Origin of the sequence: Chryseobacterium sp., from assembly GCF_022869225.1 — a bacterium.
In the GTDB taxonomy this organism is placed as follows: domain Bacteria; phylum Bacteroidota; class Bacteroidia; order Flavobacteriales; family Weeksellaceae; genus Chryseobacterium.
Genome location: NZ_JALIHL010000001.1, coordinates 4,403,040 through 4,419,481 on the forward strand (window position 1 = coordinate 4,403,040; position 16,442 = coordinate 4,419,481).

Genomic DNA, 16,442 nt, shown 5'->3' on the forward strand with positions numbered 1-16,442 from the left:
CATTAAAAAACTATAAAAGAATAACAATGAAACCGAATATAATGAGTTTAACTTTTTTCAGAAATAAAACCCATGTCCTTGCGGCGGCAGCTTTGCTTTCGGTCACTACTATTTCTGCCCAGACTTTCTCCGACTTTACCTACCGCGGAAACGATAAAATATATAATGACAACCCACTTAAACCGGACGAATTCTATTCCCCGATCCTTCAGGGATGTTACCCCGATCCCAGCATTACCAGAAAAGGGGATGATTATTATCTCGTGAACTCCTCATTTTCTATGTTTCCGGGAGTCCCTATTTTTACTTCTAAAGATCTGGTGAACTGGAAACAAGTAGGACACGTTCTGGACAGACCTTCACAGCTTAAAGTTGAAAAATCAGGAGTTTCACAGGGAATTTATGCTCCTGATATAAAATACAATAAACACAACGACACTTTTTATATGATCACTACCCAGATTGCAGGCGGTATCGGAAATATGGTCGTAAAAACCAAAGATCCGGCAAAAGGATGGAGCGAAGTTCAGAAACTGAATTTTGACGGTATTGATCCGGCTGTTTTCTTTGATGATGATGGAAAAGCATATATCGTTCACAACGATGCACCTCCAAAAGGAACGGAACAGTATAACGGACACCGTGTCATTAAAATCTGGGAGTACGATCTCGAAAAAGATCAGGTAGTTCCAGGCTCAGATAAGATTATTGTAAACGGTGGGGTGGATCTTTCCCAAAAACCCATCTGGATTGAAGGTCCCCATATTTATAAGAAAAACGGTAAATATTACCTGATGTGTGCAGAAGGGGGAACCGGCGGCAATCACAGCGAAGTTATCTTCATGTCCGATTCTCCAAAAGGCCCTTATATTCCGGCTGGCAATAACCCGATTCTGACACAGCGCTATTTTCCGAAAGACAGGAAAGAAAAGGTAGACTGGGCCGGTCATGCGGATCTGGTGGAAACACCGGATGGCCAATATTACGGAGTATTTCTGGCCATACGTCCCAACGAGAAAAACCGTGTTAACAAAGGCCGTGAAACATTCATTCTTCCGGTTGACTGGAGCGGCACCTATCCTGTTTTCCAAAACGGGCTGGTTCCGATGAAACCGAAACTGAAATTACCTGAAGGAGCTCAGAATCACAACGGGCAAAACGGATTTTTTCCCAACGGAAATTTTACCTATTCTGATAAACTGACAGATAAAAATCTTGATTATCGATGGATTGCCATGCGCGGACCCCGGGAAAGTTTTATTGCGTAACAAAAAACGGAGTGAAAGTAAATCCTTTTGAAACCAATATTAAAGCATTGGCTCCCGTATCTGCATTGTTCCACAGATTACAGCATGAATCATTTGAAACTTCTGTAACCGTTGATTTTAAGCCTAAATCTGAAAAGGAGCTGGCAGGAATTACCTGCTATCAGAGTGAAACATTCAATTATGTTTTCGGAATCACAAAAAAGGATAAAGATTTCTACATCGTATTGGAAAGAACCGAAAAAGGAGAGTCAAAGCTGATTGCCAGTGAAAAGATTTCATTATCCAAACCGGTTAAACTGCAGGTTGTAGCTGACAAGGATGAACATAGCTTTACTTATTCACTGGATGGTAAGAACTATAAAAATCTTGGCGGACCGGTTTCAGGAGATATTCTTTCTACTGATGTGGCGGGAGGTTTTACAGGAAGCCTTATTGGGCTGTACAGTACGTCTTCCAATGATATCCTTCCAAATTAAGTTAGTATCAGCAATGTCACACAGAACTTGTCGAAGTGTTTCCTTTTAAAATTGAAAAAAGTAAAACCAAACATTACAATACATTTTGAAAATCAAAAAATCTTATATAGTTTCTTTATTGGGGTTTATCGGGCTGAATCTTCTTTCAGCCCAGGTAAATCCTTCCGGAAAACAGAGTACTGCGTTTACCAATCCTATCATATGGGCAGATGCACCGGATTTATCCATTACCAGAAACGGAAATGATTTTTACCTGATCAGTACCACCATGCATCTGATGCCGGGAGCACCGGTAATGCATTCCAGGGATCTGGTACATTGGGAAATGTCCGGGTATGTTTTTGATACCCTGAATGACAATTCAAAATATGATTTATTGAACGGAACCGTTTACGGCAGAGGCCAATGGGCTTCTTCAATCCGCTACTACAAAGGGAAATACTATGTTTTGTTTTCTCCGAATGATGAACCTTTCAAATCTTATTTCTATGTGACTGATAATCCCGAAAAAGGAAAATGGAAGCTCATCACCAGAACACGGCATTTTCATGATGCTTCTCTGTTTTTTGATGATAATGACAGGACATATGTTTTCACATCCAATAAAGTTTTTGAACTGAGTTCTGATTTTAAAGAAGTTATCGGAAATCCGGATGGAACTGAGGTATTTCAGAAAGATGCTTCGGAAACCGGACTCCTGGAAGGAAATCAGATCATCAAAAGAAACGGAAAATACTATAGATGATGATTTCCTGGCCCAGAAACGGGAAGCGCCGTCAGGTAGTCTACAGAGCGGATAAAGTAACAGGTCCTTACGAGAAAAAAGTAGTTCTGGAAGACAATTTTTTAGGATTTTCTTATGCAGGTCAGGGTGCTTTGATAGATGATAAAAATGGAAACTGGTATTCCCTTATTTTCCAGGATAGAAACGGAGTAGGACGTGTTCCGCTGCTGCTGCCTGTACAATGGGAAAACGACTGGCCTGTGCTGGGGGAAAACGGAAAAGTTCCTCTGAAAGGTGAAATTCCTCTTCCGCCATTCAAAGCAAAAAATCATTTGGTGGAAAGTGATGAGTTCTCTGATAAAAAGATGAAAATCCAGTGGCAGTGGAACCATAATCCGGTGGATGAAGCGTGGTCTTTATCCGAGAGAAAAGGCTTTCTCAGACTGAAAACCAGCAGAGTGGTAGACAATCTGTACGTAGCGCCAAACACTTTAACCCAAAGAATGGAAGGCCCCACCTCTTCAGCAGTTGTTGCAATGGATCTCAAAGGAATGAAAGATGGCGATGTCGCAGGTTTCAGTGCATTCAATGGTGATTCCGGAATCTTGTCAATAGTGAAGGAAGGTAATGAAAAATTCATTGTTTTTTCAACGAATGAAGTAAGTCTGGACAGTAAAACAAAAGCTATTACAGAGGTTAAAAAAGAAGAGAAAAAACGGATTCCTCTTAATTCGGATATAGTTTTCCTTCGTATTGATGCCAATTTTAACCTCGGGAAAGATCTTGCCGACTTTTATTACAGTTCCGATCAGAAGAATTGGACAGCAATGGCAAAAGACTACAAAATGATCTTTGATTACCGGAGATTTTTTATGGGATCAAAATTCGCAATTTTTAATTATGCCACTAAAAATACCGGAGGCTTTGTAGATGTGGATTTTTTCAGAGTCAATGAAGCCGGAGAATGAAAAATAAAAAAATTAGCAGAAAAAAATAGGTAAAATAAAATAAATGCTAAGTTGTTTAAACTTAATAAAACCACAAAAGTCACAAAAACTTTCATTTTAAAACATTTGAGTTCACCTAAGTAAGTTTAAAATGATTCCGCAGAAAAGTTCACATAAGATGAAAATCAAAGATTTTCACAAAACTTAGGTGTACTTACTATGCATAAAGCTTGGCTCTAAAAAAACTTAAGTGGTTAAACCTTTTGTGGTTAAAAATAATCAATATAAAAGTTTAAACAGCTTCGTTATTATTTTTTTATTCAAAATAATAAGTGTTAAAAATACAAATAAAAATCATGAATAAGTCAGTTGTATTAGCATTAGGTTTCATGCTGTCAGGAGTTTTTATTGCTGCACAGGCATTTGAGAAAAAAGTACCACAGGATTTTGACACGGAGAAAAAAGAAATTCCACACGGAAAGATTGATACTATACAATATCCGTCAGCAACGGTTGGTACTACGCGTAAAGCCTTGGTATATACACCTCCCGGATTTAAAAAAGGCACTCAATATCCTGTTTTATATCTCCTTCACGGCATTGGCGGGGATGAAAAAGAATGGTTCAGAAATGGGGCACCTCATATTATTTTGGATAATCTGTATGCTAAAGGAAAACTGAGTCCAATGATCGTGGTGCTGCCCAACGGAAGGGCTATGAAACACGACAGAGCTACAGGAGATATCATGGCGAAAGATAAAGTAGAGGCTTTTGCAACCTTTGAAAAAGACCTGTTGAATGATCTGATTCCCTTTGTAGAAAAAAAATATCCTGTTAAAAAAGACAGAAATGACAGAGCCATTGCCGGACTTTCCATGGGTGGCGGGCAGACCCTGAATTTCGGATTGGGAAATATCGACAGATTTGCTTGGGTAGGCGCCTTTTCCGCAGCTCCGAATACCAAAGAACCTCAGCAGCTTCTCCAGGATCCATCCAAAGCTAAACAATTAAAGCTTCTCTGGATTTCATGCGGAGATCAGGACCGATTGATGCCTTTCAGTAAAAGAACAAGCGACTATCTTACAGAAAATAAGATTCCTCATATTTTTTATGTAGCGCCGGGCGGCCATGATTTCAAAGTCTGGAAAAATGACCTGTATCTGTTTTCGCAACTGCTTTTCAAACCCGTCAATCAGGAAGAAGTTAATTTTATTTTGAAGTCAGAATAAAGTATCAGGTTAAAAGCTTTTAATCCAAATTTCCCATTCTATGAATATCCGTACAATACATATCAGTTTAATTGCAATGATAGGGTTTTCCCAGATGGGATTTGCCCAGAACCCTATTGTTCAGACCAGTTATACTGTTGATCCTGCACCGATGGTCTACAATGACAGGCTATATGTCTATACCACACACGATGAAGATGATTCCACCTGGTTCACCATGAATGACTGGAAAGTATATTCCACGAATGACATGGTCAACTGGACAGATCATGGAATGGTTCTTTCCTACAAAGATTTTGATTGGGCAAAACGAGATGCCTGGGCTGCACAATGTGTAGAAAGGAACGGAAAGTTTTTTATCTATGTTCCAATGTGGTCAAAAACCAATAACAAAGGCGCTATCGGTGTTGCTGTGGGCGACAGTCCGTTCGGGCCTTTTCATGACCCGCTGGGAAAACCTCTCGTTCAGAGCGAATGGGGTGATATCGATCCCACGGTTTTTGTGGATGATGACGGACAGGCCCATATGTATTGGGGAAATCCTAAGCTTAAATACGTAAAGCTGAATGAAGATATGATTTCTTATTCCGGAAATATTGTAGAAGTTCCGATGACCGAAGAATCATTTGGCAAAAGAGATGGAAAACCCAATCCGGAAAGACCCACAAAATACGAGGAAGGCCCTTGGCTGTACAAAAGAAAAAATCTGTACTATCTTTTCTGGCCGGGTGGTCAGCTTCCGGAATTCATAGGATATTCTACAGGTAAAACTGCTCAGGGACCCTGGAAGTATGGAGGAATTGTGATGCCTTCTGAAGGAAAATCATTTACCAATCATCCCGGCATTGTTGATTTCAGAGGAAAAACCTATTTCTTTTATCACAATGGTGCGTTGCCGGGCGGAAGCGGGTTCACAAGATCGGTAAGTCTGGAAGAGCTTACATTCAATAAAGACGGTTCCATTTCACCCTTTAAAATGACAAACGGAATTACAAAAGCTATTGCAACCGTTAATCCTTATTTGTTCAATCAGGCAGAAATGATTGCATGGTCAGAAAATGTAAAATCTTATCAAAATAAAGAGGCTGGTGTTTTCATCAAAGCAAAGAAAAATGGAGCTTATACCAGTGTAAAGAATGTGGATTTCCGAAAAAAAGGAGCCAGTGCTTTCTCTGCAAGGGTAGGAACTACCCATAACAGTGACGTAACAATGACTATTCATTTGGATGCTGTGAACGGCCCTGTTGCCGCAACGGTAAAGGTTCCGCTGATGGGTGGGGATGACCGCTGGGAAACGGTAAAAGTACAGATTGCTGAAAAAATTACCGGTGTTCATGATCTGTATTTTGTATTCAATGGAAAAGCCTCCACAGATATTATGTACTTCGATTACTGGACCTTTCTTGAAAATAATGAGTTATGAGAAAAAAGTTTTATATATCGTATTCAGCTTGTTTCTGATCAGCAAAAGTTTTGCACAGATAGCGGAAGTTGAAAGTCCTGATGGCCAAATAAAGCTTCATGTTTTTTCAGAAAATGGAAGGGCGCTTTACAATGTTATCTTTCAGGGAAAAGTAATGCTTGAAAGATCTCCGCTGGGACTGGTGACCAACGAATCCGATTTTTCAAAGAATCTGAAATTTATTGACAGCCAAAAAGATGTGGTTTCTAAGAAATATACGAACGGAAAAATCAAAAAATCCGAGATTGAATACAAAGCCAATACTTTAACGGTTAATTTCACCAATGCAGACCAGTATCAAATAGGCATTGAATTTCAGGTAAGCAACAACAATATTGCTTTCCGATACAATATTTCACCCATGAAAGAAAGGTTGAGCGTTGTAGTACAGTCGGAAACGACCGGTTACAGGTTCCCGTTACAGACCACTACTTTTCTTTCCCCCATGATGAAGCCGATGACAGGCTTTGCCCGCACTGCGCCAAGCTATGAAAGTGGTTATAAAGCCGATGCTGAACTGGGAATGCCATCCGATTACGGGTATGTTTTCCCTGGTCTTTTCCATATCGGAAATGAGGGATGGGTATTACTTTCTGAGACAGGAGTGAACAGCATGTACTGCGCTTCCCATCTGGAAACCACAACAGAGAAAAGTCTTTATAAAGTAGCGTATCCGCATACCGCTGAAAATAATGGTTTCGGAAGTACCGGAGCAGCAGTGTCACTTCCCGGAAAAACACCGTGGAGAACAATTACAGTGGGCAGTTCCCTGAAACCCATTGTGGAAACCACCATTCCTTTTGATGTGGTAGATCCGATGTATGAGCCTTCACAGGATTATCAGTTCGGAAAATCTACCTGGAGCTGGATTCTATGGCAGGATAAAAGTATGAACTATGATGATCAGGTGAAATTCATAGACCTTGCAGCTGCGTTGAAATATCAGTTTATTCTTATGGATGCGCTTTGGGATAAAAATATAGGCAAGGACCGTATGAAAGAACTTATTCAGTATGCAAAATCCAGAAATATAGGGGTGTTGCTTTGGTACAACTCCAATGGAGCGGCCAATGATGCACCTATGGGACCTAGAAATAAAATGAGCTCATCCGTTGAGCGTAAAAAGGAAATGAAATGGCTGAAAGAAGCAGGAGTAAAAGGACTGAAAGTAGATTTCTTCGGAGGAGACAAACAGGAAACCATGCGTCTTTATGAAGATATTTTATCAGATGCCAACGATTACGGATTAACCATTATTTTTCACGGAGCTACTGTACCGAGAGGCTGGGGAATAATGTACCCGAACTATGCAGGAAGCGAAGCCGTTCTTGCTTCAGAAATGCTTTATTTTTCGGAAGATGTACGTAAACAGGAAGCTTTTTTTGCCACACTTCATCCTTTCATCAGAAATACAGTGGGAAGTATGGAATTCGGAGGAACTTTTCTCAATAAATATTTAACGGAATCCAACAGGGATAAAAATAAAAGACATACCACAGAAGGTTTTCAGCTGGCTACAGCAGTCCTGTTTCAGAATCCGGTTCAGATGTTTGCCGTAATGCCGAATAACCTGACGGATGCACCTGAATTTCAGCTCAACTTTATGAAAGAAGTTCCGACACTTTGGGATGAAACGATCTTTGTAGACGGCTATCCAGGGAAATATGCCGTGGTTGCGAGAAGACATCAGAATCAATGGTATGTGGCTGGTGTAAATGCTGAAAAACAATCCCAAAAACTGAAAATAAAGCTTCCGATGTCTGCCGGGAAAACCGTAAAATTTATCAATGATGATGCAAAAGGAAATTCATCAGAGAAAGAAGTAAAAGTAAATGCAAAAGGAGATTTCAGCATTGAAATGCAGCCGCAGGGAGGTTTTGTATTGAAAAATTAACAAAAGTAAACCTTATAGGTTTTCAAAACCTATAAGGTTTGAATAGATAAAAAGAATACAGATTTTTTAAGGTTAAATAAAAATTGATTATGAATCATTTAAAAATATTTTTTCTTGTTGCGCTGTTTGGGTTTTGTTTGAAAACCCATGCTGCAGAACCGTTTATCAGCGCTGAGAAAAGTCCCGAAAATATCGTTTTAAAAGAAAAAGGGCTCAATCTTTCGATTTTTACCAGCTCCGGAATAGATCAGGGGATTATGAGAGCTGTAAAAAATCTGCAGACTGATTTTCAGAAAGTAACAGGAGAACATCCAATGATTCTTAACCAGATTTCAGGATTGCAATCTCCTTTAATTATAATTGGAACTGTCGGGACAAAATCCGTCATTGATGATTTAATCAGGCAAAAGAAGCTTGATGGAAAAGTATTAGTTGGAAAAAGGGAAAAATATATCATTCAGAATATCAGCAATCCTTTTCCGGGAGTTTCTGAAGCGATTGTGATTGCGGGAAGTGATAAAAGAGGAACCATCTACGGGATCTATGAAATGTCTCAGCAAATAGGCGTTTCTCCATGGTATTATTGGGCAGATGTTCCGGTTCCGGTAAAAGAAAATTTATATTTTAAAAAAGGGATGTATACCGATGGCGAGCCTGTCGTAGAATACCGCGGCATTTTCCTTAATGACGAGGAACCTTCGCTTGGAGGTTGGGCCAGAGCTACATTTGGAGGAGTAAACAGCAAGTTTTACGAAAAAGTTTTTGAACTGATCCTGCGCCTTAAAGGAAACTATATCTGGCCGGCAATGTGGGGAAAAGCATTTTATGACGATGATGCTTTGAGCGGGCCGTTAGCTGATGAAATGGGTATTGTCATGGGAACTTCGCATCATGAGCCTATGGCTTTGGCACAAACAGACTGGCACAGGTATATCAAAAAAAATAACCTCCCGAATGTCTGGGATTACACTAAAAATGCAGAAGTGCTGCAAAAATTCTGGAAATCAGGACTCGAAAGAAGCAAAAACTGGGAAAAGCTCGTAACCGTAGGAATGCGTGGCGATGGTGACGAAGCGATGGGTGAGGGAACCAATATTTCCCTGATGGAGAAAATTGTAAAAGACCAGCGTAAAATCATTGCTGAGGTTACCGGGAAAAAGGCTGAGAAAACACCTCAGGTCTGGGCACTGTATAAAGAAGTTCAGGATTATTATGATAAAGGAATGCGGGTTCCGGATGATGTAATCCTGCTGTTCTGTGATGATAACTGGGGAAATGTAAGAAAGCTTCCGGATCTTTCAAAACCTTTGCATAAAGGAGGCTATGGAATCTATTACCACTTCGATTATGTGGGCGGACCGAGAAACTCCAAATGGATCAATATCAGTCCTATCCAGAGAGTCTGGGAACAGATGAATCTTTCTTATGAACACAAGGTGGATAAACTTTGGATCGTCAATGTAGGAGATTTAAAACCGATGGAATTTCCGATCAGCTTTTTTCTGGAAATGGCCTGGAACCCAAAGCAGTTTAACGCTAAAAACCTTTTTGGGTATACTGAGAAATGGGCTGCTCAGCAGTTCGGTGAAAAACACGCCGGAGAGATTGCCAGGATGATTAATCTGTATGCCAAATACAACAGAAGAGTAACACCTGAAACCCTTGACAGCAAAACATACAGCCTGGAAAATTATCATGAATTTGAAACGGTTTTAAATGATTACAGGGCTCTGGCAGTAGAAGCCTTACGTTTAAAAGAGCAGATTCCTGCCGAATATCAGGATGCTTATTATCAGTTGGTTCTGTACCCGATTGATGCCTGCAGCAATTTATACGAAATGTACTATGCTGTAGCAAAAAACAGGGAACTGGCAGCGAAGAAAGATCTGGCAGCCAATTTCTACGCGGATAAAGTGAAGGCATGTTTTGAAAGAAACGCTTATCTGGACAATCAATATAATAATGTGATCGCCGGAGGAAAATGGAAACATATGATGGATCAGATGAGGATAGGATATAAAAGCTGGGCAGACGGAAAAGAAAATATAATGCCCGAAGTCACCTATATTTCCGAAGCTGAGGTTCCCAAAGAAAAAGTATTTCAGGAAAAAGAGGGCTACGTATCTATTGAAGCAGAAAACTTTGCAAGGCAGCATCAATCAGACAGAATCCATTGGGAAGTGATTCCAGATTTCGGAAAAACAAAATCCGGAGTGACCACATTTCCGCAGAATGCTTATCCAAAAAATGATGAAAATATCTGGCTGGAATATGATATTAACTTTGAATCCAAAGGAGAATTTGAGGTAGAACTTCTTTTAGCACCGACTTTAAATTTTAACCATAATAAAGGACTTCGATACGAAATTTCATTTGATGGCCAGCCTGCACAGGTCGTGAATTTTAACGGTCATTACAAAGGAGAATTGGGAAAATGGCAGTCTGAACATATCATTAAATCCATTACCAAACATTCGATTCCACAGCCGGGAAAACATACTTTACGTTTCAGAGTGCTCGAACCCGGTATTGTCCTGGAAAAAATACTGATCAATACCGGAGGTTTAAAGCCTTCGTACCTGGGCGCTCCCGAAAGTGAAATGCTTCACTGAAGGACAAAATACTGATAATAACAATACTTTAATCATGAAACAGTAATCTTAATTCACATTCCAATCTAAAATACAGTTCCCTGACAGAAAATGAAGAGAAAAGAACAGCGGATGATTTTGTAAGCAACTTTATTTAACAGATCGCTGCCTGATATGATTTAGGGTATTTTCCCGATGTTTTTTGAAATTTAACTGTCTTGAAAGGAACTCTATTGCCCTTATTACACTCAAAATCACAAATATTTAAACCAAAACATTATGAAAAAACTTTTAAACCTTGTTACCATTCATTCTATATGCTTGTTTTTCAGCTGTATCCTATATGGACAGCTTACTACCGTAAAAATTGATAAGAATATTCCTTATCAGAAAATAAAAGGATTCGGGGGATTTGTCTGCAGTCCTCAGTTTGCCTATAATCATATGACGACATCTGAGATTCAGACGCTTTGGGGAGCTTCCAGTGAAGGCGGATATAATATTATGAGACTATATATTCCCGAAAACAGCAGCAACTGGAGCTCGGTATTACCTACCGCACAGTTGGCAAAATCTATGGGACTTACCATTTTTGCTTCGCCATGGACAATGCCCGCAGCCTGGAAAACCAATAACCATGTAAATGCTGTGTACACGGATGCCAACGGAGTACAGCAGATAGGATATCTGAAAACCGAAAATTATCAGGATTATGCGCTTTATCTTAACAGTTTTGTTACCTATCTTCAGAACAATGGAGTAGCTCTTGATTATATTTCCATTCAAAATGAGCCGGATGAAATGGCCCAGTATCAGGGATGTATCTGGACACCTGCACAAATTGCCGCTTTTATCAAGAATTACGGGCAGCTCATCAACTGTAAAGTAATTGCCCCGGAAAGTGTAGGATTTACGGATAATTTTGCAAACGCTTTGCTGGATCCTGCGGCAATGGCTAATTTTGAAGTCTATGGAGGTCATCAATACGGACTTATCCAGTCTACCTACAAACAATTCCAGAATTATAACAAAGAAATCTGGCAGACAGAATATCTGATCAACTGGAACTCTTCATCTACCCAGCCGGCACGGGATTTCAGCTGGAATACAGATTCTGGACTGCTTTAAAGAAAAGAAACTCTCACCTGAAGAAGTGGAAATGGTTCTGATTGGAAACCATGGCCCTTTCACCTGGGGCAAAAATGCAGAAAAAGCGGTCTACAACAGCAAAGTGCTGGAGACCATTGCCGAAATGGCTTACCTCACAAGGCAAATAAATCCTGATGTCGAGCGCCTGAAAGATGCACTCATTAAAAAGCATTATGAACGTAAACACGGCAAGAATGCTTATTACGGCCAGTAATTTAAACACTCAACATCAACAACTGGTAACGATCAATAAAACTATGTTAACACCTCTCAATACCAAAGAAATTTGGTTCATCACAGGAAGCCAGCATTTATACGGACCTGAAACACTGGCCCAGGTAGCAGACCATTCACGGAAAATTGTGGAAGAACTGGAAAAATCTTCTTTTATCCCGGTAAAAGTTATTGTAAAACCAACGGTAAAGACTACCGAAGAGATATTTGAAACCATTGCAGGGGCCAATCATGCAAAAAACTGTATAGGAGTGATCACATGGATGCACACCTTTTCACCCGCCAAAATGTGGATCAGGGGATTAAAAATTTTACAGAAACCTCTTTTGCATTTGCATACCCAATTCAACAGGGATATTCCGTGGTCTACGATGGATATGGATTTTATGAATCTCAATCAGGCGGCTCATGGCGACCGTGAATTTGGTTTTATGGTAAGCAGGCTCCGCAGGAACAGAAAAGTGATTGTGGGACATTGGTCAGAAGAAAGAGTTCAGAAGCAGATCGGTGACTGGAGCCGTGTTGCTGCCGGCTGGGACGACTGGCAGGGAGCAAAATTTGTGCGTTTTGGTGATAATATGAGGTTTGTTGCGGTGACAGACGGCGACAAAGTGGAAGCGGAAACAAAGTTCGGTTTTTCAGTTAATACCTGGGGGATCGGAGATCTTGTCGGAGTTATCAATTCTGTAAGTGAAGGGGAAATAAAAAGCCTTATCGAAGAATATGAATCTTCTTACCACATGGCAGCATCACTTTTGGAAGGAGGAGCAGACAGAAACTCATTGTATACTGCAGCAAAAATTGAGTTAGGACTTGAAAAGTTTTTAAAAGATGGAGGATTCAAAGGATTCTCAGATACCTTTGAAGACCTTCACGGGCTGGAACAGCTGCCGGGAATTGCAGTACAGCGCCTGATGCAGAAAGGATACGGATTCGCAGGAGAAGGAGACTGGAAAACGGCGACATTGGTACGTGCCATGAAAACAATGGGGCAGGGCCTTGAGGGAGGAAATGCTTTTATGGAAGATTACACCTATCATTTAGACCCTTCCAATCCTTCTATTTTAGGTTCCCATATGCTGGAAGTAGACCCTGTTCTGGCAGCCGGAAAACCTTCCTGTGAGATTCATCCGCTGGGAATCGGTGGAAAAGCAGATCCGGTTCGCCTTGTATTCAATTCCAGAGGAAACATTGACTCTCTAAATGCTGCACTAATGGACTTTGGCAACCATTTCAGACTGCTGATCAACAAAAACAAAGCATTGGAAATTACAGAAGATCTGCCAAAACTGCCGGTAGCACGAGTTTTGTGGAAACCTCTTCCTGATCTGTATACGGCTGCAGAAGCCTGGATACTGGCAGGAGGTGCGCATCACACGTGTTACAGTGAAAATATTTCGGCAGAACAGCTGGAAGATTTTGCTGAAATAGCAGGCATTGAGTCATTGGTCATTGATGAAGATACCAAAATACGTGATTTCAAAAATACACTTCGTTGGAATGAAATGTATTATCATTAACTAATTTAAAAAAATATGTAAATAATTATGAGAAAAACAATGTATAATGGTATTTTTATTTTATTGTTTTTAATTATTTTCGGCTGTCAAAAGGAAAATAACAAACAGGATATTTCAAAACAAATGGAGCATATTTATACCTCAGACTATGGAGTTACGTCAAAAGGCGATTCTATTAAAAAATACACTTTAACCAATAAAAACGGGATGAAAGTGGAAGTGATCAACTTCGGTGGGATTATCACTTCTTTAACAGCCCCAGACAGGAATGGGAAATACGAAGATGTAGTACTCGGCTTTACAAAATCCGAAGGATATTTCAATGGCAACCCTTATTATTTCGGCGCTTTGATCGGAAGATATGGAAACAGAATGGCCAATGCAAAGTTCACACTGGAAGGCAAAACATACGAAATTGACAAAAATGATGGTCCCAACAGCCTTCACGGAGGAAAAGAAGGGTTTCATACCAGATTTTGGAATGTTGAAGCGGTAAAAGATGCAAAATTTCCAACATTGAAATTGTCCTATACCAGCGCAGATGGTGAGGAAGGATATCCGGGAAAATTGACAATAACCGTTTTCTACACGCTTACGGATGACAATGCTTTGGAAATTTCCTATGAAGCAGAAACCGATAAACCCACAGTGGTGAATCTGACCCAGCATTCTTATTTTAACCTTTCAGGGAATTTTACCAAAACGATTACCGATCATGAAATGCAGATTAATGCAGATCAGTTTCTACCTGTGAATGAAACTCTGATTCCTACCGGCGAACAGAAAGCAGTAAAAGGTACTCCCTTTGATTTCACTGTTTCAAAACCCATCGGAAAAGATATTAATGCAGATGACGATCAGTTGAAAAAAGGAAAAGGCTATGATCACAACTGGATTCTGAATGGAAAAGGTCTCAGAAGCATCGCCAAAGTCTATCACCCGGAAACAGGCAGGGTAATGGAAGTATTCACAGACGAGCCCGGTGTACAGTTTTATTCCGGAAATTTTCTTGACGGAAAGTTTGATACCAAAACCGGTGGTAAAAATGAATTCAGGACAGGTTTCTGTCTGGAAACACAGCATTTCCCGGATTCACCGAATCAGCTTTCTTTCCCTTCAACCGAACTGAAACCGGGGCAGAAATACCAGTCTAAAACAATCTATAAATTCTCAGTCAAAAAATAAACTATGGAGAAATTAGCAACTATTGATATCATCATATTTCTGATCTATTTTGTGGTGGTAGCTTCTTATGGATTATGGATCTATAAAAGGAAAAAGTCTGAATCTACAGGGAGTAAGGATTACTTTCTTGCGGAAGGATCTTTGACCTGGTGGGCGATCGGAGCCAGCTTAATTGCCTCCAATATCTCTGCTGAACAATTTATCGGGATGAGCGGGGAAGGTTTCTTTGTGGGAATCGCCGTTGCTGCCTATGAATGGATTGCTGCCGTTGCACTGATCATCATCGCAGTCTGGTTCATACCGATCTATCTTAAAAATAAGATTTATACCATGCCCCAGTTTCTGGAGAGAAGGTATAATAAATCTGTTTCACTGATCATGGCTGTGTTCTGGCTGTTTCTGTATGTTATCGTGAATCTTACTTCCATTCTTTACCTTGGCGCTCTTGCCATTGATACTTTGTTGGGAGGAGAACATCTTCACGGTATTATGATCGCCCTTTTGCTTATGGCACTTCTGATCGGCCTTGGAGGTATGAAAGTGATAGGATATACAGATGTTATACAGGTGGCAGTCCTTATTATCGGAGGTTTTGCAACGGTTTATATGGCCTTGCAGATTGTTGACCAAAGAATCAACGGAGCAGCAGTAGGGAATGCGCTGGCGGGGTTCAATACTCTGATCAATGAAGCTCCTCAGCATTTTAAACTTATTCTTGAAAAACCAACGACCACCACTACTACTTTGGCAATGCCTCAGAACCTGGAGGTACAGAAATATGTTGTGTTACCAGGTCTGGCCATGTATTTTGCCGGTCAGTGGATTGTCAACCTGAATTATTGGGGCTGTAATCAGTATATTACACAAAGGGCTTTGGGAGCAGATCTGAAAACTGCACGGACAGGAATTTTATTTGCTGGTTTTCTGAAGCTATTCATGCCTGTTATTGTTATGCTTCCTGGCATCGCTGCTTATGTATTATATTCCAAAGGACATCTTCCGGGATTCAACGGTGTGAAAGACGGCGCATATTCCGCCATATTGGGATTCCTGCCCGTAGGTCTTAAGGGACTTGCGATTGCAGCTTTGACGGCAGCTATTGTGGCTTCACTGGCAGGAAAAGTAAACAGCATCTCAACCATTTTTACATTGGATATCTATAAGAAATACCTCAAAACAGAGGCCACAGAGATTCAGATGGTGAGAACAGGGCGCTGGGTAATTATCATTGCGATGATGATTGCATTGGCTTTCACCTGGACCGATGCCCTAGGAATAGGAGGAGAAGGCGGCTTTACCTTTATCCAGAAATATACAGGTTTTATCAGCCCGGGAGTTTTTGCCATGTTCCTTCTGGGAATGTTCTGGAAAAGAACAACAGGGACAGCGGCTTTGGTAGGGGTAATTTTAGGCTTTGTCCTTGCTGTTTTCTTCAATAGTTTTGCCGTGGATATTTTTGGAAAAGAAACCTGGATGTATACAGCATTTACGTATGAAAAATCAGAAAATGGTGTGGTTCATGCGATTACTGAAATTCCTTTCCTGATCAATATGGGATGGTCGTTTTTTATCACGATAATTGCCATGGTACTGATCAGTCTTGCAGGTCCGAAAATTAATCCTAAAGCTTTCACCATCGATTCCACTATGTTTAAAGCTGATTCCAGAACATTGTTCTTAATAGTAATCACTTTACTTCTGCTGACTGCATTGTATGTAAGGTTTTGGTAGATATTGAACGTATGATAACAAGATAGGATGCA

12 protein-coding genes and 1 pseudogene are annotated in these 16,442 nt (G+C 40.3%); all 13 read left to right on the plus strand.

Annotated elements, in window-relative coordinates; genetic code table 11:
- Positions 1-26: 26 nt before the first annotated feature.
- The 13 genes and pseudogenes from MUW56_RS20575 (at position 27) to MUW56_RS20630 (ending at position 16,410) form a co-directional block, all read left to right on the plus strand.
- Positions 27-1,268 (plus strand): glycoside hydrolase family 43 protein, encoded by a 1,242-nt coding sequence (locus tag MUW56_RS20575; RefSeq protein ID WP_367118541.1) that lies wholly within the window; start codon positions 27-29, stop codon positions 1,266-1,268.
- Between the two features lie 11 nt (positions 1,269-1,279).
- Entirely contained in the window at positions 1,280-1,744 is a 465-nt protein-coding gene (locus tag MUW56_RS22900; RefSeq protein ID WP_367118542.1) for a hypothetical protein, read from the plus strand.
- 85 nt (positions 1,745-1,829) lie between these two features.
- Positions 1,830-2,489: a family 43 glycosylhydrolase gene (locus tag MUW56_RS20580; protein WP_292014956.1), complete on the plus strand. Its 660-nt coding sequence runs from the start codon at positions 1,830-1,832 to the stop codon at positions 2,487-2,489.
- Positions 2,486-3,436 carry a hypothetical protein gene (locus MUW56_RS20585; protein ID WP_292014957.1) on the plus strand — a complete coding sequence of 317 codons (951 nt, stop codon included), beginning with the start codon at positions 2,486-2,488 and terminating at the stop codon, positions 3,434-3,436. The genes MUW56_RS20580 and MUW56_RS20585 overlap by 4 nt, the downstream gene beginning before the upstream one ends.
- 335 nt (positions 3,437-3,771) lie before the next feature.
- Positions 3,772-4,644, plus strand: a complete 873-nt coding sequence (locus MUW56_RS20590; RefSeq protein ID WP_292014958.1) for an alpha/beta hydrolase-fold protein — start codon at positions 3,772-3,774, stop codon at positions 4,642-4,644.
- A gap of 40 nt (positions 4,645-4,684) precedes the next feature.
- On the plus strand, positions 4,685-6,067 hold the full coding sequence (locus MUW56_RS20595) for a glycoside hydrolase family 43 protein (protein ID WP_292014959.1): 1,383 nt from the start codon (positions 4,685-4,687) through the stop codon (positions 6,065-6,067).
- Complete coding sequence (locus MUW56_RS20600; protein ID WP_292014960.1) at positions 6,057-8,000, plus strand: glycoside hydrolase family 97 protein; 1,944 nt, start codon at positions 6,057-6,059, stop codon at positions 7,998-8,000. Before MUW56_RS20595 ends, MUW56_RS20600 begins: the two co-directional genes overlap by 11 nt.
- Before the next feature lie 89 nt (positions 8,001-8,089).
- Positions 8,090-10,612, plus strand: coding sequence for a glycosyl hydrolase 115 family protein (locus tag MUW56_RS20605; RefSeq protein ID WP_292014961.1), 2,523 nt, complete (start codon positions 8,090-8,092; stop codon positions 10,610-10,612).
- 483 nt (positions 10,613-11,095) lie between these two features.
- Positions 11,096-11,719, plus strand: coding sequence for a glycoside hydrolase (locus tag MUW56_RS20610; RefSeq protein WP_292015453.1), 624 nt, complete (start codon positions 11,096-11,098; stop codon positions 11,717-11,719).
- Positions 11,694-11,954: pseudogene (locus MUW56_RS20615) on the plus strand (class II aldolase/adducin family protein); the annotation flags it as partial. The gene MUW56_RS20610 and the pseudogene MUW56_RS20615, both read left to right, overlap by 26 nt.
- Before the next feature lie 43 nt (positions 11,955-11,997).
- Positions 11,998-13,494: an L-arabinose isomerase gene (araA, locus tag MUW56_RS20620; RefSeq protein WP_292015454.1), complete on the plus strand. Its 1,497-nt coding sequence runs from the start codon at positions 11,998-12,000 to the stop codon at positions 13,492-13,494.
- A 27-nt stretch (positions 13,495-13,521) separates the two neighbouring features.
- Positions 13,522-14,679 carry an aldose epimerase family protein gene (locus MUW56_RS20625; RefSeq protein ID WP_292014962.1) on the plus strand — a complete coding sequence of 386 codons (1,158 nt, stop codon included), beginning with the start codon at positions 13,522-13,524 and terminating at the stop codon, positions 14,677-14,679.
- 3 nt (positions 14,680-14,682) lie between these two features.
- On the plus strand, positions 14,683-16,410 hold the full coding sequence (locus MUW56_RS20630) for a sodium/solute symporter (RefSeq protein ID WP_292014963.1): 1,728 nt from the start codon (positions 14,683-14,685) through the stop codon (positions 16,408-16,410).
- Positions 16,411-16,442: the final 32 nt, after the last annotated feature.